The sequence below is a fragment of the Serratia sp. CY47280 genome (assembly GCF_052168655.1).
GTDB lineage: Bacteria > Pseudomonadota > Gammaproteobacteria > Enterobacterales > Enterobacteriaceae > Serratia > Serratia bockelmannii.
Map to the genome: position 1 here is coordinate 121,389 of NZ_JBJNMG010000008.1, position 21,131 is coordinate 142,519.

Here is a 21,131-nt window from a genome sequence, read left to right on the forward strand (position 1 = left end):
GGACAGGAAAAAAGCAAAGGGCCGGATAACCGGCCCTTTTTCGTTACGCTGCGGCTCAGGAAGCCAGAGACAGCGCTTTCGTTTTCGCGTGTTCTGCCAGCCAGGCTTTCACTCGCGCCTGCTGCGCCTCGTCCAGCCACATACCCAGCTTGGTACGGCGCCAGATGGCGTCGGCCAGTTCTACGACCCACTCTTTCTCGGTCAGGTAGCGCAGCTCGGCTTCATACAGACCGTGGCCGAAATCTTCGCCCAGATCGGCGAGGCCGTTGGCGCCGGCCAGGATCAGCTCGCTCTGGCTGCCGTAGGTGCGGGCATAGCGGCGCGCGAGAGCTTCCGGCAACCAGCCGTGCGCACGGCGCAGTTTGGCCGCGTAGCCGTCGCGGTCGCCGTCGATGTCACCGCCCGGCAGCGTGGCGTTTTTGGTCCACGCCGGGCCGCAGCCTGGGTAGTAGTGGGCCAGTTTTTCCATCGCATGCTCGGCCAGCTTGCGGTAGGTGGTCAGCTTGCCGCCGAAGACCGACAGCAGCGGCGCTTTGCCCTGCTCATCGTGCACGTCCAGCGTGTAATCGCGGGTGATCGCCTGCGGTGAATCGGACTCGTCGTCGCACAGCGGACGCACGCCGGAGTAAGTCCAGACGATGTCGTCGCGGCCCAGCTGCTTCTTGAAGTGATCGTTGTACACTTTCAGCAGATAAGCGATTTCGTTCTCGTCGATCTTCACGTCCTTCGGATCGCCTTTGTACTCCACGTCGGTGGTGCCGATGATGGAGAACTCGTCATTCCACGGGATCACGAACACGATGCGGTGGTCTTCGTTCTGCAGAATGTAAGACTGCGGCTGATCGTGCACGCGCGGCACCACGATGTGGCTGCCTTTGATCAGACGGATGCCGTAAGGTGATTTCAGCTTCAGGCCGTCGTCGAAGAAGTTTTTCACCCACGGGCCGGTGGCGTTCACCAGGCCTTTGGCGCGCCAGGTGAAGGTTTTGCCGCTGTCGATATCGACCGCTTCCACCATCCACAGGCCGTTTTCACGCCATGCGCGGGTCACTTTGGTGCGGGTGCGCACTTCGCCGCCGCGTTTTTCCACTTCCTGCGCGTTCAGCACCACCAGGCGAGCATCGTCAACCCAGCAGTCGGAATATTCGAAACCGCGCTTCAGTTCAGGCTTCAGCACCGACTCTGGTCCAAAGCGCAACCCCTTGCTGCCCGGCAGGCTGGTGCGCTTGCCCAGGTGATCGTACAGGAACAGGCCGATACGGATCATCCAGGCCGGACGCAGGTGCGGCTGGTGCGGCAGGCGGAAACGCATCGGGAACGCGATGTGCGGCGCCAGCTTCAGCAGCACTTCACGCTCGGCCAGCGCTTCGCTCACCAGACGGAATTCGTAGTGTTCCAGGTAGCGCAGGCCACCGTGGATCAGTTTGGAACTGGCGGAAGACGTAGCACAGGCCAAGTCTTGCGCTTCCAGTAGCAGTACCGACAGCCCGCGCCCGGCAGCATCCGCCGCGATGCCGGCACCGTTGATGCCGCCACCGATAACGATCAAGTCTTTGGTTTCCACGTCATCTTCCTCCAGATGTTCGAAATAGCTCTTTCATGTTCGTTTTCGCTCATGATTGTAATCAAAAACCAACAAGCAAGCCAAGACTTAACCAAACAAAAACATTTAGGCGTGATAGAGGTAACAGTTTGGTGATGATAGTCACATAAATGATGTGGATATGGCGCGAGCGCGCAAACGGCTGTCGGTAAGGGAGGCGGGGGGGGGGAAACGGGGCGGCGGCGCGCCCCGCAGGTTAACAGCGGATCAGCACAGCTCCAGCTGCACGTCGTACTGCTCGATGATTTTCATCACGCTCGGCGGCGGTAACTGATCGGTAAACAGGTAGTCGATCAGGTTCATGTTGCCCAGGTTGACCATGGCGTTGCGGCCGAATTTGGAGTGGTCGGTCACCAGCATCACGCAGCGGGAATTTTCGATAATCGCGCGTTTGGTGCGCACTTCGTGATAGTCGAATTCGAGCAGCGAGCCGTCCATATCGATGCCGCTGATGCCGAGAATGCCGTAATCGAGACGGAATTGAGAGATGAAGTCCAGGGTGGCTTCGCCCATGATGCCGCCGTCGCGGGTGCGCACTTCACCGCCGGCCAGGATCAGGCGGAAGTCTTCCTTGGCGGTCAGCAGGGTGGCGACGTTGAGGTTGTTGGTGACTACGCGCAGGTTCTTGTGGTTCATCAGCGCATGGGCCACCGCTTCCGGCGTGGTGCCGATATCGATGAACAGCGTGGCGCCGTCCGGGATCTGGCTGGCGACGCGCTGCGCGATGCGGGCTTTCTCTTCTGACCACATCACCTTGCGATCGTTATAGGCAGCGTTGACTGAGCTGGAAGGCAGCGCCGCACCGCCGTGGTGACGCTGGATCTTGTTCTGGTCGGCCAGGTCATTCAAATCGCGGCGAATCGTTTGCGGGCTGACGTCAAAATGTTCGACCAGCTCTTCCGTGCTGACGTAACCCTGCAGGCGCACCAGCTCGATAATTGCGTCATGACGCTGTGTTTGCTTCACGATAATCCCCTAAAACGCCCACTATGTCCGCTGGACACAGCTCCCGGCTGTTATTGTTCGTTGTGTGCGCGATGACGCGTATCCCAAAATGCCATCAATAACCCTAACACTAAACCGGCTACGTGTGCCGCGTTGGCGATCGACATTCCTAAAATATCGAAATATCCGGCCACCAGCCACAGCACCGAGAACACCATCAGGCCGCGCGGCAGCATCAGGCCGCGCTCCGGCGCCCGTTCCCCCGTCAGCCACACATAGCCCATCAGCGCATAGACCACGCCCGACAGCCCGCCGAACAGCGCGCCGCTGAACAGCGATTGCGCCCAGCCGCTGAAGAAGGCCGACACCACCGCCAGCACGAACAGCTTACCGGCGCCGAGGCGTTTTTCCATCTGGCCGCCGAGATACCACCACCACATCAGGTTAAACAGGATATGCAGCAGGGAGAAATGCAGGAACGCATGGCTGACCCAGCGCCACAGCTGCGTGTATTGGCTGCTGTCTTGCGGCCAGGAGAGCCAGTACATCACGGTATCGTCACCCAGCACCTGCATCAGGATGTAGACCGCGATGCACAGTACCATCACGCCGAGCGTCAGCGGCCCGGCCTTGCTGCGCAGGGTGTGCAGGTAGGATTCGCTCTGATAGTGCAGGCCGGCGTCGGTATGGCCGGTCTGCCAACTGGCGGCCTGATAACGGCGGTTGAGCGGATCGACCAGAAACTGCTGCAGCTCGTGTTGCACCTGCTCGAGGTGGCTGTCGTCGGCCAGCCAGATTTCCGCCGCCTCGCCGCTGTTGCGCAGCTCAAGCCGGATGCCCTGGGTCGCCATATAGTCGACAAAGGCCAGCGCCAGGCGCGGGTTGGATATGGCGATTACTCTAACCATTGCTCTTCCGTCGTAAGTGAATGATTTTGGCCGCGGCTTGCTCGCCGATGACCCTGACGGCGGATTATAACGTCGAAATCCTGAGCGCTGGCAAACGGATCTGCGAAAAACCCGCGAAAACGCGCATAAAATCGAAGGGAAAAGCCCGCCGATGCGCAGCGGGCGGCGGGGATCAGGCAGAGGTTTCCACGTCTTGCGGGTACTGGCGGGCCCAGGCTTCGAAACCGCCGTCGATGCTGTAGACCGCGTCGAACCCCTGGTGCAGCAGGTATTGCGCCGCGCTGCGGCTGCTGTTGCCGTGGTAGCACATCACCATCACCGGCCGCTCGAAGTCGTTTTGCTGCATAAAGGCCGACAGGGTGGCGTTGGTGAGGTGAAAGGCGCCCGGCGTATGCCCGGCTTCAAAACTTTGCGGATCGCGGATGTCGACCAGGGCGGCGCTGCCCTCTTTCCAGCGGGTGTACGCCTGCTCAACGTTGATCGCTTCGAACTGTTCCATACTGCTGACTGCCTCGTTATTGGGGGACGCCGCTATTGTAACCAACTCGGCGGCGTTTAAGACCAGAGGGATATCAGGGTTTTTACGCGCCGTACCCCATCATCTTCAACAGCTGCTGCGCCTGCTGCACCGCCTCCTGGCGATGGGCCACGCCCAGTTTCTGATACAGGTTGCGGATGTGCGTCTTGATGGTGGTGGCCGCCACGTCCAGCTCGCCGGCGATCTGGTCGTTGCTGTAGCCGGAATAGATCAGCCCCAGCACCTGCCATTCACGCTGGGTGAGCGGGCTGGTGCGGATCAGCTCCGGCACCTGCGGGTGGGTCAGCAGCTTATCGACGAAGTTCTCGTCAAAATGCGCGAATTTGTGCCGATGGTGCTGGTTGATGTCGCGCAGGATGCGCTGGGCGCGATGCTGCTCCAGCTCCGGCAACGTGTTGAGCTGGATCAGCTGGCGCAGCTGCTGCGCCATCGCTTCGCCCTCGATGACGAAATGGCTGATAAAGCCGGTGCGGTTAGCCAGCGACAGCGCTTCGATCAGCGCCTGCTGCGCTTCGCCCTTGCGCTCTTGCAGCCAGTACAGCTGGTTGCTGAGCAGCAGATTGCGGTTGAGATCGCTCACCAGCCGCAGGCGGCGGGCATTTTCGTTCAGTTCATCCAGCACCACGCCGGCCTCTTCATACTGGCCGAGCAGGATCTGCACCCGCGCGATGTTGCGCCATTGGCCCTGCGTGAAGTGGTTGTCCGCCATACCGGGTTTTTCGGTGTGGCGCAGCCACTGGGCGGCGGCGGCGGTGTCGCCAGTCATCTGCCAGTGGATCACCCGCGATTTGTCGGTGTTGGTCAGCCAGTCGCGATGATAATGAGCGCCGTGCAGAAGGGCTTCGCACCGCTGCAGATGGGTATTGGCGTTGTCCAGGTCGCCGCGCGCCAGCGAGCATTTTGCTAACATGGCGATGCACTGCAGCTGCTGTTGCGGTTGGTAGTTCGCCAGAATTTTCAGCCCGGTGCGCGCCGCGTCTTCCGCTTCGTCCAGCCGCGACCACGACCACAGGATCTGCGCGCGAATGCGCAGCAGGAATTCGTGCATCGGCAGCTGTTCCAGGTGCTGTTCGCGGATCAGTTCGAAGGCCTTATCCTGGGTTTCGTAAGCGGCCTGCAGGTAGCCTTGGGCGATAAGAATTTCGCTCTGCTGCAGCAGCGCCCAGAGCGCGTAATGGTTGGCCTGATGACGACGCGCCATCTGTTCGGTTTGCTGCATCATCGGCAGCGCGCGCGCCAGCTCGCCCTTGCAGTGGTGCACTTCGCCGGTCACCGAGGTGGCGACGATGCGGCTGTAGTAGCTGGACAGCGGCAGGAATTTCAACGCTTCGGTCGCCAGCCGCTCGGCTTCTTCCGGTTTGCCGGCGTTGATCGCCACCTGGGCGCGCAGGGCGTCGAACTCGGCGTGCAGCGTTTGGTCTATCTCGATTTTCTGTTCGCGCATGGTGCGCTCGGCGCGCTCCAGCAGGGTATTGACCTCGCTGTAGCGGTGCTGGCTCTGCGCCAGCCAGGCCTGCAGCAGCGCCAGTTTGGGGTTTTGGATCAGGCGCTCATAGGGCAGCGCGTTGAGGCACTCCTCCAGCAAGGCCAGTTCGCTGTGGTGGAACAGCGACCAGGCGTGTTGCAGCAGGATGTCGCGCAGCATGCTGACGTCGCTGGCCGCCAACGCGTGGTGAATGGCCTCCGCCGGATACCCCAGCGCCAGCCAGCCCTCGGCGGCGGCGCGGTGCAACCCCGGCAGCTCCAGCGCCAGTTCCCACTGGCAACGCTGGCGCAGGAAAGAGGCGAACAGCGGGTGGAAGTTGAACCATTCGCCGGTGTCGTCCATGCGGTGGATAAACAGCCCCTGGCGCTCCAGCTCCTCCAGCCGCTGCTGGCCGTTGTCTTCGCCGGTCAGTCGCACGATCAGCGCATCGTTCATCGAACGCAGCACCGAACAGCGCAGAAGGAAAGCGCGCGCATCGGTATCGACGTGGTCCAGCACTTCGTCTACCAGGTAGTCGGACAGGTGACTGGCGTTCAGCCCCGCCAGGCGCTTGGCCGACAGCTGAGCCGACGAGGCGGACTGGCGGGCCGACAGCGCGATCAGCTGCAGCGCGGTGGCCCAGCCTTCGACTTCGTCGCACAGGCGGCTGCTGTCCTGCTGTTCCATCGGCGCCGCCAGGCGGCAGTCGAAGAACTGTTTGGCTTCCTGGTGGGTGAATGCCAGCTGCTGCGTGCCCATTTCCAGCAGCTGATCGCGCACCCGCAAATTGGCGATGCCGAGCGGCGGCAGGGTGCGTGAGAGCAGGATCAGCGTCAGGTTTTCCGGCTGATGGCGCAGGAAGAAGCGCATGGCTTCGTGGATGGCGTCGTTGGTGATCAGGTGGTAGTCGTCGATCACCAGGTACAGCGGCTGGTGCCAGTCGGCCAGCTCGATAAACAGCTGGGCGAACAACGCCGACAGGCTGGCGTACTGGTGTTTCTGGCTCAGCACCTCGCTCTTGACGCAGCGGCCGCCGCTGGCCTGCTGCAGCGCGGCGATCAGGTAGCTGGCGAAGCGCTCCGGCTGGTTGTCGCTCTCATCCAGCGAATACCAGCCCAGATCGGCCTTGCCGGCCGCCCATTGGGCGATCAGCGTGGTTTTCCCGTATCCCGCCGGGCAATTGACCAGTGTCAGGCGATAGTTGCCCGCGCTGGCCAGTTTGGCCAGCAGGCGATCGCGGATCACGGTATTTTGCAGCCGTACCGGGCGGCTCAGTTTTGATGGGATCAGCATAGTATTCCAGGGTATAAATCGCGGTTCCCGCCGGGATTGGAGTGGCGCTAATTATTTTATGGTTCGTAATTAATAGCTCCCCCTAACTTCTGCCAACCCTAAACGTATTGCAACAAGCTTCCGCATCGGCTTGGAGTTAAGTTGCTATTGATCACACTTTTTTACGTTTGGCGCCGGCGCGCGGCGATGCGGTCGCGGATCGCATTTCCGGCCATGGACAAAACTTCAGCAGCGCGAATACTTGTGCTAACGTCATGGTTAACGTTCTCAGTGCTCGCCGCACGCGTTGGCGGGCTTTTTTGCATCGTTGCAAGGGAGTCAAACAGTGCCTGAGATCACAATTCCAGCTACGCCCCAATCCTCCTCCCCAGCTAATCCCCAGGCGGGATGATGCCGTCAGGCTTTCTCACCGGCACGATAGCGGCAATTTGACCCACTTACTGGATAGAGAGTTTTCCTTATGTCACAGCCTACGCTCAAGAAGGATGCTTTTCTGGCGGCGCTCGCCCGTCAGTGGCAACGGTTCGGCCTCAGTTCCGCACAGCAGATGACGCAACATCAATGGTGGGAAGCCGTCAGTGCGGCGCTGGCCGAGCAGCTGGCCGCACAGCCAGCGCCGCGCAAAAGCGCCAAATCTCTGCGCCACGTGAACTACATCTCGATGGAGTTTCTGATCGGCCGGCTGACGGCGAACAACCTGATCAACCTGGGCTGGTACGACACCGTCGAGCAGGCGCTGGCCGAGCAGAACGTCAAGCTGGCGGATTTGCTGGAGCAGGAAACCGATCCGGCGCTGGGCAACGGCGGGCTGGGGCGTCTGGCGGCCTGTTTCCTCGACTCGATGGCAACGGTGGAGCAACCGGCCACCGGCTATGGGCTGAATTACCAGTACGGGCTGTTCCGCCAGTCGTTCCGCGAAGGGCAACAGCAAGAGGCGCCGGATAACTGGCAACGCGAGAGCTATCCGTGGTTCCGCCACAACGCCGCGCTGGCGGTGGACGTGGGCATCGGCGGCAAGCTGGAAAAGCAGGCCGACGGCCGCGAACGGTGGCGCCCGGCCTTCACCCTGCGCGGCGAAGCCTGGGATCTGCCGGTGCTGGGCTATCGCAACGGCGTGGCGCAGCCGCTGCGCCTGTGGCAGGCGACCCATCAGCATCCGTTCAACCTGAGCGATTTCAACGACGGCAAATTCTTGCAGGCGGAGAAGCAGGGCGTAGAAGCCGACAAGCTGACCAAGGTGCTTTACCCGAACGACAACCATCAGGCCGGCAAGCGCCTGCGCCTGATGCAGCAGTATTTCCAGTGCGCCTGCTCGGTGGCGGACATTTTGCGCAAGCACCATCAGGCTGGCCGCAAGATTGAAGAGCTGCCGAAGTACGAAGTGATCCAGCTGAACGACACCCACCCGACCATCGCCATTCCGGAAATGCTGCGCATTCTGCTGGACGAGCACCAGCTGGAGTGGGAGGCGGCCTGGGCGATCACCAGCAACACTTTCGCTTATACCAACCACACCCTGATGCCGGAAGCGCTGGAGTGCTGGGATGAAAAACTGGTGCGCAGCCTGCTGCCGCGCCATTTCTCCATCATCAAACAGATCAACGCCAGGTTTAAAAAATTGGTGGATAAGCACTGGCCGGGCGACGAGGCGGTGTGGGCCAAACTGGCGGTGCACCATGACAAGCAGGTGCGCATGGCCAACCTGTGCGTGGTCAGTGGCTTTGCGGTCAATGGCGTGGCGCAGCTGCATTCGGATCTGGTGGTGAAAGATCTGTTCCCGGAATATCACCAGCTGTGGCCGAACAAATTCCATAACGTCACCAACGGCATCACGCCGCGCCGCTGGCTGAAACAGTGCAACCCGGCGCTGTCGGGCCTGATCGACGAGACGCTGAAGGTGGAGTGGGCGAGCGATCTCGACGCGCTGCGCGGGCTGGAAAAATTCGCCGACGACGCGGCGTTCCGCCAGCGTTATCAGCAGATCAAACGCGACAACAAGGTGGCGCTGGCCCATTACGTACACGGCGTAATGGGGCTGACACTTGACCCGGACGCGATCTTCGACGTGCAGATCAAGCGTCTGCACGAGTACAAACGCCAGCACCTGAACCTGCTGCACATCCTGTCGCTGTATCGTCAGCTGCGCGACAACCCCAACCTGGACATCGTGCCGCGCGTCTTCCTGTTCGGCGCCAAGGCGGCGCCGGGCTACTACCTGGCGAAGAACATCATCTACGCCATCAATCAGGCGGCCGAGAAGATCAATAACGATCCGTTGGTGAAAGATCGCCTGAAAGTGGCGTTCATCCCTGACTACCGCGTGTCGGTGGCCGAACTGATGATCCCGGCGGCGGATATCTCCGAACAGATCTCCACCGCCGGCAAAGAGGCCTCCGGCACCGGCAACATGAAGCTGGCGTTGAACGGCGCGCTGACGGTCGGCACGCTGGACGGCGCCAACGTCGAAATCGCCGAGCAGGTGGGCGAAGACAATATCTTTATCTTCGGCAATACCGTGGAGCAGGTGAAGGCGATAGTGGCGAAGGGTTACGATCCGCTCAGCTACCGCAAGAAAGACAAGCACCTGAAGGCGATTCTGGACGAGCTGGCGAGCGGCACCTTCAGCCACGGCGACAAGCACGCGTTCGACATGATGCTGCACAGCCTGCTGGAAGGCGGCGATCCCTACCTGGTGCTGGCGGACTTTGCCTCGTACTGCCAGGCGCAGCGCCGGGTCGACGAGCTGTATCGCGATCGGGACGAATGGACGCGGCGGACTATCCTTAACACCGCGCGCGTCGGCATGTTCAGCTCGGATCGCTCGATCCGCGATTACCAGCAGCGTATCTGGCAAGCCAAACGTTAAGGAGAGCGAATGGATCGCAAGCGTATCGATCAGGCGGCAGCGCAGGCGGGGATCGCCGCCGATTTCATCAATGCCCACGGCAAGCGGCAGGCGATTGAACCGCAGACCAAGCGCAAGCTGCTGGCGGCCATGAACCGAACCGATGCCGAGCAGGAAGGAGCGGCGCCGCCGTTACCGGCGGTCAAGGTGTTCTATCAGGGCGCGCCGCTGGCGCTGACCCCGGCGGGCGAAGGCGAGTACCTGTGGGCGCTGCAACGTGAAGACGGCGAATGCCTGCAGGGGCGCATCGGCGCGCGCAAGACGCTGACGCTGCCCGGCGATCTGCCGGTGGGTTACCACCAATTGACGCTGAGCCAGGGCGAGCAGCAGTGGCCATGCCGGCTGATCGTCGCGCCGAGACGCTGCTTCGAGCCGGACGCCTTGCTGACCGGTAAGAAGCTGTGGGGCGCTTGCGTTCAGCTGTATACGCTGCGCTCCGATCGCAACTGGGGCATCGGCGATTTCGGCGATCTGCGTCTGATGGTGGAGCAGGTGGGGGAGCGCGGCGGCGCCTTCGTTGGCCTTAACCCGATCCATGCGCTGTATCCGGCTAATCCGGAGAGCGCCAGCCCTTACAGCCCCTCGTCGCGCCGCTGGCTGAATCTGGCGTATATCGACGTCAACGCGGTGGAGGATTTCCAGCGCAGCGATGCGGCGCAGCGCTGGTGGCAGAAGCCGGCGACGCAGAAGCAGCTGGCCAAGGCGCGCGCCGCGGAGTGGGTGGATTACACCGCCGTGATGCAGCTGAAGCTGGCGGCGCTGAAGCTGGCGTTTCCGCTGTTTCAGGCGCGCAAGCCAAACGACGGGCAGCGTCAGGCGTTCGAACAGTTCGTCAGCGAGGGCGGCGACAGCCTGTATCAGCAGGCGGCGTTCGACGCGCTGCATGCCCATCTGGCGGCCAAAGATGCCCACCAGTGGGGCTGGCCGGCCTGGCCAGAGCGCTATCGGCAGGGGCAGAGCGAAGCGGTACGGCTGTTCTGCTCCGAACATCAGGACGCGGTCCGCTTTTACCTGTGGCTGCAGTGGCTGGCGGCCACGCAGTTCGCGCAGTGTTTTGACCAGAGCCGGCAGCAGCAGATGCCGATTGGCCTGTATCGCGATCTGGCGGTCGGGGTGGCGGAAGGCGGGGCGGAAACCTGGTGTGACCGCGAACTGTACTGCCTGAAAGCGTCGGTCGGGGCACCGCCGGATATTCTGGGGCCTCTGGGGCAAAACTGGGGCCTGCCGCCGATGGATCCACACGTGATGGCGGCACGCGGGTACCAGCCGTTTATCGATCTTTTGCGCGCCAACATGACCAACTGCGGCGCGCTGCGCATCGATCACGTCATGGCGCTGCTGCGGCTGTGGTGGATCCCGTATGGCGAAACCGCCGATCGCGGCGCCTACGTCAAATACCCGGTGGACGATCTGCTGGCGGTGTTGGCGCTGGAAAGCCAGCGCCACCGTTGCATGGTGATCGGCGAGGATCTCGGCACGGTGCCGGTGGAAATCGTCGGCAAGCTGCGCGACAGCGGCGTCTATTCCTACAAAGTGCTCTATTTCGAAAGCGACGGTGAACACCATTTCCGCGCGCCGCAGGCCTATCCGGTGCAGGCGATGGCGACCATCACCACCCATGATCTGCCGACGCTGCGCGGCTACTGGCAAAGCGACGATCTAACGCTCGGCAACCGGCTGGGTCTTTACCCGGACGCGGAGATCCTGCGGGCGCTGTTCGCCGATCGGGAACGCGCCAAGCAGGGGCTGCTGGATGGATTGCATCGTTATGGCTGCGTGCCGCAGAAGGTGGGCAAGAAGGCAGCGCTGCTCGGCATGAGCCCGCTGCTCAACCGCGGCCTACAGCGCTATGTCGCCGACAGCGCCAGCGCCTTGCTCGGCCTGCAGCCGGAAGACTGGCTGGATATGGCCGATCCGGTCAATATTCCCGGTACCAGCGATCAGTACCCTAACTGGCGGCGCAAGCTGACCCAGACGCTGGAGGAGATGTTTGCCGACCCGCACATAAACCGCTTACTGAAGGATTTGGACAAGCGGCGCCGCAAGGTGTCGGTGGGGTGACGATGAGGTGTCGTTGTATTAAGTCAAAGGACGAGAACTTTAGTCCCATCCAAATGACGGATACCCGAATTAATTGGAGTTGCAGCTAGGCGGCAAGTGCGTAAATCCCCAGGAGCTTACTTAAGTAAGTGACTGGGGTGCGCGCATGCGGCCAACAACGCTGCAACTTCAAGTAAGAAGGGTATCAATAGTAGGAGTGCTCGCCGCGCTGGTGCTCGGTCAGGTCACGCACGCCTTTCAGCTCCGGGAATTTCTGCAGCAGCTCTTTCTCGATGCCTTCTTTCAGCGTGACGTCGACCATCGAACAACCGTTGCAACCGCCGCCGAACTGCAGGATCGCCATGTTGTCGTCGGTGATCTCCATCAGCGTTACGCGGCCGCCGTGGCCCGCCAGCTGTGGGTTGATCTGCGACTGCAGCACGTATTCCACGCGCTCCATCAGCGGCGCGTCGTCATCGACCTTGCGCATTTTGGCGTTTGGCGCTTTCAGCGTCAGCTGAGAACCCAGTTGGTCGGTCACGAAGTCGATTTCGGCGTCTTCCAGATACGGCGCGCTCAGCTCATCGACATAGGCGGACAGTTTGTCGAACTTCAGTTCGGTATCCGTCGCTTCTACCGCGTCCGGCGGGCAATAAGAGACACCGCATTCGGCCGTCGGCGTGCCCGGGTTGATCACGAATACGCGGATTTGGGTGCCTTCTTCTTGATTTGCCAGCAGTTTGGCAAAGTGTTCCTGTGCAGCATCTGTTATACGGATCATAGCATTAGCTCAATAGTTGACTTCTATAGTCGGTTATAATACGCCCATTGCCGTGGCACTACAACGTGCGGCAAATGCACCATATCTGCACCGAGGCGGCGCCTTGCCGCTGCAGCAGCGCCGCTATCTGCGCGACGGTGCTGCCGGTGGTCACCACGTCATCCACCAGGGCGATATGCCGGCCGGCGACCGATGCCACGCAAACGAACGCGCGTTGCAGATTGCGCCTGCGTACCCCGGCGCTCAGCCGCTGTTGCGGGGCGGTTTTGCGCACCCGGCGCAAGGCGGCGGGCTGATAGGTGCAGCCCAGCCAGCGCGCCAGCGGCCGGGCCAACAGATCGCTCTGGTTATAACCACGGTGCCAGCAGCGTGTTGCATACAAGGGTACCGCTAAAATCAGGTCGGGTCTGTTCAGATACTGCTCTCTGCGCGCCTGCTGCCACCGCAACAACATCAGGCGCGCTAGCGTCGGCGCCAGCTCGGGCGCGCGGTGGAACTTGAACCTTTTTACCAGTTGGCTGAGGGGCGCAACGTAGTCGCCGACGAACACCAGCCGTTGCCAGGGCGGTGGCCGTTGCAGGCAGCGGCCGCAGGGCGTTCGCGTCTTCCCGGCGGGCAATCCGCAGCGCGGGCAACACGGCGGGTGGGCCGGCAGATGACGCAGGCAACAGCTGCAGATGCCATGACGGATCAGGCTCAACGGTTGTCGGCATAGCCAACAACGGCTGCGGATTGATAGCATAGCGTCTCCGTGACGGATAAGTATGAAAGGACAATAACCAATGACAGCGCTGTACTGGCAAACAATAGGCGAAGGCGAACGCGATCTTGTGCTGCTGCACGGCTGGGGATTGAACGCCGAAGTGTGGAGTTGCATTCAGGCGCGACTGACGCCGCATTTTCGCCTGCACCTGGTCGATCTGCCGGGGTACGGCCGTAGCCAGGGGTTCGGTGCCCTGTCGCTGGAGCAGATGACGGAAATCGTGCTGGCGGCTGCCCCGCCGCAGTCCTGGTGGCTTGGCTGGTCGCTCGGTGGGCTGGTGGCCAGCCAGGCGGCGCTGATGCAGCCCGAGCGAGTCAAGGGGCTTATCACCGTAGCCTCCTCGCCGTGCTTTGCCGCCCGCGATGAGTGGCCGGGGATCCGCCCGGACGTGCTGAGCGGTTTCCAGCATCAGCTGAGCCTGGATTTCCAGCGCACCGTCGAGCGTTTTCTGGCGCTGCAGACGCTGGGCACCGAGAGCGCGCGTCAGGATGCGCGCCAACTGAAAGCGGTGGTGCTCAACCAACCGACGCCGAGCGTCGAGGTGCTGAACGGTGGGCTGGAGATCTTGCGCACAGCCGATCTGCGTGCACCGCTGGCGGAGTTGACGCTGCCGCTGCTGCGGATCTACGGCTATCTGGACGGGCTGGTGCCGCGCAAGGTCGCCGAGCTGCTCGACGCCGACTGGCCGAACTCTACGTCGCAGATCGTGGCCAAAGCCGCCCATGCGCCATTTATCTCTCATCCCGATGAATTTGTGACGATGATCGAAGCGTTTATTGCAGCACATTGAATGCAGCGTGAAAACGCACGATAGAGCGCGAAAAAAAACGCCGCCGGGTGGATAAAAGACAAAGCTGTTCAATACTTAGTGAGTCAATGCGTTGGCTGCAAAATGAAAAGACCGCGTGCGGCGATTTTCATTTTGGCGTTTCGTCTCTGGGAAACAGGCCCCGTCAGGGAAAGCAACGAGGCCTGAGGATGTCGCGGCAGCCTGCGGTACTACGCATGGATCCTTGACGGCTTTCATAACAGATAAATTATCCATTGAGAGGTTAGTGTCATGAAATCATTGAAGATGATTATTGCAGCGGCAGTGCTGGGTTCGGTGTCTTTCGGCTCCATGGCGGCAACCCTGCTGACCAAGGAAGATCTGGATAAGAATCCGGGTAAATACGAGAAGATCGGCACCGTCACCACGACGGCGGAAACCACGTCACCGATGGATGCCAAGGAAGAGCTGTCCAAACTGGCAGACGAAAAGGGCGGTCAATACTACGTGATCCTGGCGGGCCGCGAACACGGTAAATTCAGCGCCATCGCCGAAGTTTACAAAGACAAGCAATAAGCCTTGAATGGCAAGGGGCGCCGCTGCGGCGCCCCTGATCGTCAGGCCTTCAGCCGGTAGAACACCGTGCTGCATCCCTGGCCCTGCGGGCAGCTTTTGCAACTGCCGCTCAGACAGGCGCCGCCATCCTGTTCGATACGTTCCACTTTCCCCATTGCCGTCAAACGATCCAGCATCGCCTGCACCAGCGGCAACGGCGTCGCCAGCGATTGGCTGAGCTGCTGCGCCTGGGCGCTGCCGCGCAGCGCCAGCGCATCGCGCACCTGCAGCAGCCTGGCCATCAGTGACAGCTCCCTTTGGCGCTCTGGCAACAGGCCGCCGGCGTGGCGTTGCCCAGGCGCACCGTGACGCGGCTGCGTGCCCGGCGCAGGCCGAACAGCACCAGCAGGTTCACCAGCACCACCGCCAGGATCGCCGTCAGGCTGTACTGCGGGTGTTGGTTGAAGGTCGCCGCCTGATAGAACAGCGTCGCCAGCGAGTAGGCCACGTCCAGCCCCCACAGGATAGAGAAGGTCATCCAGCCGCGGCTTGATTCACGTGCGATGGCGCCCATCACCGAAACGCAAGGCACGTACAGCAGCACGAAGATCAGGTAGCTGTAGGCGGAAATGCCGGAGCCGAATTTGCTGCTCATCACGCCCATCGAACCGACGCCCATCTCGCCGTCGCCCTTGCTGGCTTCGATCGGGTTGGAGAGCACGCTCAGGCTGAAGGTATTTTTCAGGCCGTCCCAGGTTTCCTGCAGCGCGCCGCCCAGCTCATCGAGCAGGTTGAAGTTGGCGGCGTCGAACGCCTCTTTGTTGATGTGCTCGGCGGTATACAGCGTATTCAGCGTGCCGACCACCACTTCTTTCGCCATCGCGCCGGTCACCAGACCGACGGTGGCCTGCCAGTTATCGCTGTGGACGCCCATCGGCTGCAGCAACGGCGTCAGCACCTTGGAGACCGAAGCCAGCGCGGAGTCGTTGATGTTGTCGACCGTTTTGCCGCTGAACGAGAAGCTGTTCAGGCCGCCGATGAATATGCTGGCTACCACGATCACCTTACCGGCGCGCAACACGAAGCCTTTCAACCGCTGCCAGGTTTGCAGCAGCAGGCTTTTCAGGTGCGGCACGTGGTAAACCGGCAGCTCCATAACGAACGGTGAGGCTTCGCCGCGCATGAGGGTATATTTGAGTACCAGGCCGGTCAGGATCGCCACCGCGATGCCGAGCATGTATAGCGAGAACACCACCCCAGCGCCGTCCTGGCCGAAGAAGGCGGCGGCGAACACCGCGAAGATCGCCAGACGGGCGCCGCACGACATGAACGGCGCCATCATGATGGTGATCAGGCGCTCGCGCTGGGCGTCCAGCGTACGGGCGCCCATGATGGACGGCACGTTGCAACCGAAGCCGACGATCAGCGGCACGAAGGATTTGCCCGGCAGCCCGAGCGCCTGCATCAGGCGATCCATCACGAACGCCGCGCGCGCCATGTAGCCGGAGTCTTCCAGGAATGACAGGAACAGGTACATCATGCCGATCTGCGGCACCAGCGGCAGCACGGTGTTGATGCCGCCGCCGACGCCCTGCGCCAGGAATACGGTCAGCCAGCCGGGGAAGTGCAGGGTGTAGCCGAGCCACTGAATGCCCTGAATGAAGATCGCCGCCGAGCCGATATCGAAGATCGGCTGCAGCGCGCCGCCGATATTGATCGCCAGCAGGAACATCAGGTACATCACCAACAGGAAAATCGGCACGCCCAGCCAGCGGTTGAGGATCACTTTATCCAGCATATCGGTCAGGCGGTTGGGCATCGCCTGCTGCGAGTTGCTGACCGCGTCGCTCAGGGTGGCGATAGACTGGTAGCGCGCGTCGGCGATCACCAGCGCCGGGTCTTCTTGCTCCTGCTGTTGCAACGTCTGAATGGCCGCAGGCAGCAGCGCGACGGCGGGACCGGCCAGCCGGTGGCTGTAGATGTCGCCCTCCAGCATCTGCAATGCCAGCCAGCGGCGTTGCACCGCCGGCAGCGTTTGCGGCATGGCGTCGCTTAGCGTGGCGACCGCTTTCAGCAGCAACGGCGGGTAGTTCACCAGCGCCTGCTGTTCGTTGATGCGATGATTGTCGATCATCTGTTTCAGCACGCCGATGCCGTCGGCGCGGGTGGAGATCATCGGTACTACCGGGCAGCCGAGGCGCGCCGACAGCGCGGCGACGTCGATATCGATATGCTGGCTTTTGGCGATGTCGAGCATGTTCAGCGCCACGATGCAGGGGATGCCCAGCTCCAGCAATTGCAGCGTCAGGTAGAGGTTGCGCTCCAGGTTGGAGGCGTCGACCACGTTGATCAGCAGATCGGCGTCGCCGCTCAAAATGTAATGGCAGGCGATCTGCTCATCGAGCGACGTTTGCTCTGAAATGGTGGTCAGGGAGTAGGTGCCGGGCAAATCGACTAGCCGCACGTCGGACTGCGGGGTGGTGAAATGGCCTTCTTTGCGTTCGACCGTCACGCCCGCCCAGTTGCCGACCCGTTGGCGTGCGCCGGTCAGCTGGTTGAACAGCGTGGTTTTGCCGGAGTTCGGGTTACCGATTAAGCCGATGGTGAGTTTTTTCATAGTTCAGCGTGTCGTCTTCAAGGAGAACAGCGCCGGCGCAAGAGCGCGTCGGCAAACGGAGGTCAGGGCTGGCCGTCGAGCTGCAGCAGCGCCAGATCCTTCTTGCGCAGCACCAGGCTGACGCGGCGAGTTTTAATTTCTATCGGATCGCCCAGTGGCGCGACGCGCACTACGTCGAATGAAGAGCCAGGCAGCATGCCGAGCGATAACAATTTCTGGCGGTAGGCCGGCGCAATTTCACCGGAAAAGCCGACAATCTTATACGTGCGTTTAGGTTGAAGCTGCATGTGATTAACCTTCCGGGTGCCGATGAACATCGGGCTGATGATAATTGGACGTTGCCGGCGAAAATGCCACGCCGTCGGCGGTATTCATCCATAAGGTCATGCAATAAAGTAAGCGCAAATAATAGTAATTATCATTATCGCGTTCAATACAAAAAGTAAGGGTATTGTAACCAATTATTATGGTGACGGCAGTTTTTAATGGCGTTGTCTTGATTAACGATGTTTTATCACTGCTTGCACTTGGGAACAAATGAGAATGGCGAGTTAAATCAGTTACGTATTTGTAGCCGAGTTTTCTCGTTTGCAAATATCGATGGCTTTTTCCCTTTATTTATTTCCGCTGAAAGGCAATTCGATAACATTATTCCACCGTAATGCGAGCGGTAACCATTTGTGTTTCTCTCACAATTCGCGAGATGAAAAATGCGTGTTAACGGAGTTGTTAATAAATGGCTGCAGAAGGCATTTTTGTTGCCTGAATAATGGGAGGGCGGTCACGCAGGAACGGGAAATAAAAAGATGATGGTTTATTGAGACGGGTCAAGAAATGCAGCAAGTTTTCTTCATCAGAAAGGGCGGAGTAGGCTCCGCCCTATTGGCTCTGACTTAGCGTTTCTTGCCGAATGCCGCCGCCAGCGCGTCGCCCATGGCGCTGTTGCCGGCCGGCGCCGCATTGCGCGGTTTGGCCTTGTTGCCGCCTGCCGAACGGTTGGCGTTGTCGCGTGCCTGTGCCGGCGCGTTGCCGCCGCGGCGCGGTGAACCTTCGCCCGGTTGCTCATCCAGGCGCATGCTCAGCGCGATGCGTTTACGCTGCAGATCGACTTCCATCACCTTCACTTTGACGATGTCGCCGGCCTTCACCACGGTGTGCGGATCTTCGACGAACTTGTCCGCCAGCGAGGAGATGTGCACCAGGCCATCCTGATGCACGCCGATATCCACGAAGGCGCCGAAGTTGGTGACGTTAGTGACCGACCCTTCCAGGATCATCCCCGGCTGCAGATCGTTGAGGGTTTCCACGCCTTCGGCAAAGGTGGCGGTTTTGAACTCCGGACGCGGGTCGCGGCCCGGCTTCTCCAGCTCTTTCAGGATGTCGGTGACCGTCGGCACGCCGAACTTGTCGTCGGTGAAATCGACCGCTTTCAGGCTGCGCACCGCCGAGGCGTTGCCCATCAGGTCCTGCAGCGCCTGCTCGGTGGCGGCCAGGATGCGCTGCACCACCGGGTAGGCTTCCGGGTGAACGGTGGAGGCATCCAGCGGGTTGTCGCCGTGGTTGATGCGCAGGAAGCCGGCGCACTGTTCGAAGGCCTTCGGCCCCAGACGGCTGACTTTCAGCAGCTGTTCACGGTTGCTGAAGCGGCCGTTCTCGTCGCGCCAGTTGACGATGTTCTGCGCCATCATGCGTGTCAGGCCGGCCACGCGGGTCAGCAATGGTACCGATGCGGTGTTCAGATCGACGCCGACGGCGTTCACGCAGTCTTCCACCACCGAATCCAGCTTCTTCGCCAACTGGCTCTGGCTGACGTCGTGCTGATACTGGCCGACGCCGATGGATTTCGGATCGATCTTCACCAGCTCCGCCAGCGGATCCTGCAGGCGACGGGCAATGGATACCGCGCCGCGCAGCGACACGTCGAGATCCGGGAATTCCAGCGCCGCCAGTTCGGACGCGGAGTACACCGATGCGCCCGCTTCGCTGACGATCACTTTCTGCGCCCGGACGTCGCTGAACTGCTTTTGCAGGTCGAGATAGAAACGCTCGGTCTCACGCGAAGCGGTGCCGTTGCCGATGGCCACCAGCTCTACATTGTGTTTGATGCACAGCGCCGCGACGATGGCGGCGGCTTTGGCCGCTTGCCCGGTGTGCGGATAGACGGTGTCGGTGGCCACCAGTTTACCGGTCGCGTCGACCACGGCGACTTTCACCCCGGTGCGCAGGCCTGGATCGAGGCCCATGGTGGCGCGCATGCCGGCCGGCGCGGCCATCAGCAGATCATGCATGTTGCGGGCGAACACGTTGATCGCTTCGTCTTCCGCGCGTTCGCGCACCGTGCCCATCAGCTCGGTTTCCAGGTGCAGGAGCACCTTGATGCGCCAGGTCCAGTTGACCACCGCCTTACGCCAGGCGTCGGCCGGGGCGTTGTTCAGGCGCAGGTTGAGGTGATTGATGATGATCAGCTCCGCCTGGCTTTCGCGCGGCGCTTCCTCAAATTGCGGATCGGCGTTCAGCGCCAGCTGCAGCACACCTTCGTTGCGGCCGCGGAACATTGCCAGCGCGCGGTGCGAAGGCACCTGGGAAATCGGTTCGTGGTGATCGAAGTAGTCGCGGAACTTGGCGCCTTCGTCTTCCTTGCCCTCGACCACTTTGGACACCAGATGGGCGTTTTTCCACAGGTAGTCGCGCACCTTGGCCAGCAGCGCGGCGTCTTCGGCGAAGCGCTCCATCAGGATATAGCGCGCGCCGTCGAGGGCGGCTTTCACGTCCGCCACGCCCTTGTCGGCGTCGACGTAGCGTTCAGCCAGCTGTTCCGGCTGCTGTTGCGGATCCTGCCACAGCGTGTCCGCCAGCGGTTCCAGACCGGCTTCGATGGCGATCTGGCCACGGGTGCGGCGCTTCGGTTTGTACGGCAGGTAGAGGTCTTCGAGTTCGGTCTTGCTCAGCGTGGCGTTGATCGCCCCCGCCAGCTGTTCGGTCAGTTTGCCCTGTTCATCGATCGACTTCAGGATGGTCTGACGACGATCTTCCAGTTCACGCAGATAACCCAGGCGGGTTTCCAGCTGGCGCAGTTGGGTGTCGTCCAGGCCCCCGGTGACTTCCTTACGATAGCGTGCAATAAAGGGCACGGTATTACCTTCATCCAGCAGACGGATGGCGGAGTCGACTTGCTCCGGCCGGGCCTGCAGTTCTGTTGCAATAATGCGGCTCAGTGGGTCATTCATAGGTCTGGTATCTGTATTGAGAACGGTGAATAAACAGGGGACAGTTATACGGATTGATCGCGGAAAATGCCAGTGGAGCGGGCCGCCGCCGCGCGGCCGCGGCGTGGAGAACAGCTCAGGCGGCGGCGTTGGCGGCGGTTCGGAAAAAGCTGAAAGCTTACTTCGGGTAGTTTATCTCATTTACGTACCACTGTGCCTCGCCCAGCGGCGTATTGACGGTGGCGATGTCCCCGACCTCTTTTTTCAGCAGGGCGCGCGCCATCGGCGCATCGATGGAGATGTAATCCTTGCGGCCGAAAATCTCGTCGTAACCGACGATGCGAAAGCGTTTGGTCTCGCCGTCGTCATTCTCCACCTCCACCCAGGCACCGAAGAACACCTTGCCTTCCTGCTGCGGGGAGTAATCGACGATCTTCAACTGCTCCAGGCATTTGGTCAGATAGCGGACGCGGCGGTCAATTTCGCGCAGCCGCTTCTTGTTGTACTGGTAGTCGGCGTTTTCGCTTCTGTCGCCCAGGCTGGCGGCCCAGGTCACTTTTTTGGTCACCTCGGGGCGCTCTTCACGCCATAGGTAATCCAGCTCTTGTTTGAGCTTGTCATACCCTTCACGGGTTATCAGTTGAGTTCTCATCGTGATTTATCTTTATGGGGCCACCGCCACAGTGTACGTGAATGCGGGGGGCTTTAGAAATGGCGCGCGGGCCTGCGCCTTGTCGCACGGT

At 61.1% G+C, this 21,131-nt stretch carries 16 protein-coding genes; 4 read left to right on the forward strand and 12 right to left on the reverse strand.

The window, feature by feature from the left end:
* Positions 1-55: 55 nt before the first annotated feature.
* From glpD to malT, 5 genes are all read right to left on the reverse strand, one after another.
* The gene (gene glpD / locus ACJ8J4_RS22410; RefSeq protein ID WP_043138961.1) at positions 56-1,564 is read right to left on the reverse strand and encodes a glycerol-3-phosphate dehydrogenase; all 1,509 of its coding nucleotides are present in this window, start codon (positions 1,562-1,564) and stop codon (positions 56-58) included.
* Positions 1,565-1,810: 246 nt separating this feature from the next.
* Positions 1,811-2,569 (reverse strand): DeoR/GlpR family transcriptional regulator, encoded by a 759-nt coding sequence (locus ACJ8J4_RS22415; protein WP_004930797.1) that lies wholly within the window; start codon positions 2,567-2,569, stop codon positions 1,811-1,813.
* Positions 2,570-2,619: 50 nt separating this feature from the next.
* On the reverse strand, positions 2,620-3,456 hold the full coding sequence (gene glpG / locus ACJ8J4_RS22420) for a rhomboid family intramembrane serine protease GlpG (protein WP_043138958.1): 837 nt from the start codon (positions 3,454-3,456) through the stop codon (positions 2,620-2,622).
* 172 nt (positions 3,457-3,628) lie between these two features.
* On the reverse strand, positions 3,629-3,955 hold the full coding sequence (glpE, locus tag ACJ8J4_RS22425; protein WP_004930790.1) for a thiosulfate sulfurtransferase GlpE: 327 nt from the start codon (positions 3,953-3,955) through the stop codon (positions 3,629-3,631).
* Positions 3,956-4,037: 82 nt separating this feature from the next.
* Positions 4,038-6,752: an HTH-type transcriptional regulator MalT gene (gene malT / locus ACJ8J4_RS22430; RefSeq protein ID WP_043138955.1), complete on the reverse strand. Its 2,715-nt coding sequence runs from the start codon at positions 6,750-6,752 to the stop codon at positions 4,038-4,040.
* Between the two features lie 460 nt (positions 6,753-7,212).
* Here malT and malP point away from each other — a divergent pair, with 460 nt between their 5' ends.
* On the forward strand, positions 7,213-9,618 hold the full coding sequence (malP, locus tag ACJ8J4_RS22435) for a maltodextrin phosphorylase (protein WP_025304560.1): 2,406 nt from the start codon (positions 7,213-7,215) through the stop codon (positions 9,616-9,618).
* 9 nt (positions 9,619-9,627) lie between these two features.
* Positions 9,628-11,718 (forward strand): 4-alpha-glucanotransferase, encoded by a 2,091-nt coding sequence (malQ, locus tag ACJ8J4_RS22440; RefSeq protein ID WP_060448471.1) that lies wholly within the window; start codon positions 9,628-9,630, stop codon positions 11,716-11,718.
* A 184-nt stretch (positions 11,719-11,902) separates the two neighbouring features.
* Here the strand turns inward: malQ and nfuA are convergent, their stop codons facing one another.
* Entirely contained in the window at positions 11,903-12,478 is a 576-nt protein-coding gene (gene nfuA / locus ACJ8J4_RS22445) for a Fe-S biogenesis protein NfuA (protein ID WP_004930777.1), read from the reverse strand.
* Positions 12,479-12,536: 58 nt separating this feature from the next.
* Positions 12,537-13,220, reverse strand: coding sequence for a DNA utilization protein GntX (gntX, locus tag ACJ8J4_RS22450; protein WP_025304557.1), 684 nt, complete (start codon positions 13,218-13,220; stop codon positions 12,537-12,539).
* Between the two features lie 40 nt (positions 13,221-13,260).
* On the opposite strand from gntX, the gene bioH reads away from it, so the two are divergent.
* Together bioH and ACJ8J4_RS22460 are read left to right on the forward strand one after the other, a co-directional pair.
* Positions 13,261-14,031 carry a pimeloyl-ACP methyl ester esterase BioH gene (bioH, locus tag ACJ8J4_RS22455; protein ID WP_025304556.1) on the forward strand — a complete coding sequence of 257 codons (771 nt, stop codon included), beginning with the start codon at positions 13,261-13,263 and terminating at the stop codon, positions 14,029-14,031.
* A 270-nt stretch (positions 14,032-14,301) separates the two neighbouring features.
* On the forward strand, positions 14,302-14,586 hold the full coding sequence (locus ACJ8J4_RS22460) for a YdgH/BhsA/McbA-like domain containing protein (RefSeq protein WP_004930765.1): 285 nt from the start codon (positions 14,302-14,304) through the stop codon (positions 14,584-14,586).
* A 41-nt stretch (positions 14,587-14,627) separates the two neighbouring features.
* Here ACJ8J4_RS22460 and ACJ8J4_RS22465 read toward each other — a convergent pair whose 3' ends face one another.
* The 5 genes from ACJ8J4_RS22465 to greB all read right to left on the reverse strand — a co-directional run bounded on the left by ACJ8J4_RS22465 (position 14,628) and on the right by greB (position 21,040).
* Positions 14,628-14,867 (reverse strand): FeoC-like transcriptional regulator, encoded by a 240-nt coding sequence (locus ACJ8J4_RS22465; protein ID WP_025304555.1) that lies wholly within the window; start codon positions 14,865-14,867, stop codon positions 14,628-14,630.
* Positions 14,867-17,182, reverse strand: a complete 2,316-nt coding sequence (feoB, locus tag ACJ8J4_RS22470; protein ID WP_043138936.1) for a Fe(2+) transporter permease subunit FeoB — start codon at positions 17,180-17,182, stop codon at positions 14,867-14,869. The genes ACJ8J4_RS22465 and feoB overlap by 1 nt, the downstream gene beginning before the upstream one ends.
* Positions 17,183-17,244: 62 nt before the next feature.
* Entirely contained in the window at positions 17,245-17,469 is a 225-nt protein-coding gene (gene feoA, locus ACJ8J4_RS22475; RefSeq protein WP_043139125.1) for a ferrous iron transporter A, read from the reverse strand.
* A gap of 606 nt (positions 17,470-18,075) precedes the next feature.
* Positions 18,076-20,409, reverse strand: coding sequence for a Tex family protein (locus ACJ8J4_RS22480; RefSeq protein ID WP_043138931.1), 2,334 nt, complete (start codon positions 20,407-20,409; stop codon positions 18,076-18,078).
* Positions 20,410-20,566: 157 nt separating this feature from the next.
* On the reverse strand, positions 20,567-21,040 hold the full coding sequence (gene greB, locus ACJ8J4_RS22485; RefSeq protein WP_025304551.1) for a transcription elongation factor GreB: 474 nt from the start codon (positions 21,038-21,040) through the stop codon (positions 20,567-20,569).
* Positions 21,041-21,131: the final 91 nt, after the last annotated feature.

Excerpts from the sequence above, each read along its gene's own strand:
- feoB (WP_043138936.1), bottom strand. The coding sequence starts at position 17,182 with ATGAAAAAACTCACCATCGGCTTAATCGGTAACCCGAACTCCGGCAAA.
- bioH (WP_025304556.1), top strand. The coding sequence starts at position 13,261 with ATGACAGCGCTGTACTGGCAAACAATAGGCGAAGGCGAACGCGATCTT.
- malP (WP_025304560.1), top strand. The coding sequence starts at position 7,213 with ATGTCACAGCCTACGCTCAAGAAGGATGCTTTTCTGGCGGCGCTCGCC.
- malQ (WP_060448471.1), top strand. The coding sequence starts at position 9,628 with ATGGATCGCAAGCGTATCGATCAGGCGGCAGCGCAGGCGGGGATCGCC.
- feoA (WP_043139125.1), bottom strand. The coding sequence starts at position 17,469 with ATGCAGCTTCAACCTAAACGCACGTATAAGATTGTCGGCTTTTCCGGT.
- glpG (WP_043138958.1), bottom strand. The coding sequence starts at position 3,456 with ATGGTTAGAGTAATCGCCATATCCAACCCGCGCCTGGCGCTGGCCTTT.
- malT (WP_043138955.1), bottom strand. The coding sequence starts at position 6,752 with ATGCTGATCCCATCAAAACTGAGCCGCCCGGTACGGCTGCAAAATACC.
- ACJ8J4_RS22460 (WP_004930765.1), top strand. The coding sequence starts at position 14,302 with ATGAAATCATTGAAGATGATTATTGCAGCGGCAGTGCTGGGTTCGGTG.
- ACJ8J4_RS22480 (WP_043138931.1), bottom strand. The coding sequence starts at position 20,409 with ATGAATGACCCACTGAGCCGCATTATTGCAACAGAACTGCAGGCCCGG.
- glpE (WP_004930790.1), bottom strand. The coding sequence starts at position 3,955 with ATGGAACAGTTCGAAGCGATCAACGTTGAGCAGGCGTACACCCGCTGG.
- nfuA (WP_004930777.1), bottom strand. The coding sequence starts at position 12,478 with ATGATCCGTATAACAGATGCTGCACAGGAACACTTTGCCAAACTGCTG.
- greB (WP_025304551.1), bottom strand. The coding sequence starts at position 21,040 with ATGAGAACTCAACTGATAACCCGTGAAGGGTATGACAAGCTCAAACAA.
- ACJ8J4_RS22465 (WP_025304555.1), bottom strand. The coding sequence starts at position 14,867 with ATGGCCAGGCTGCTGCAGGTGCGCGATGCGCTGGCGCTGCGCGGCAGC.
- gntX (WP_025304557.1), bottom strand. The coding sequence starts at position 13,220 with ATGCTATCAATCCGCAGCCGTTGTTGGCTATGCCGACAACCGTTGAGC.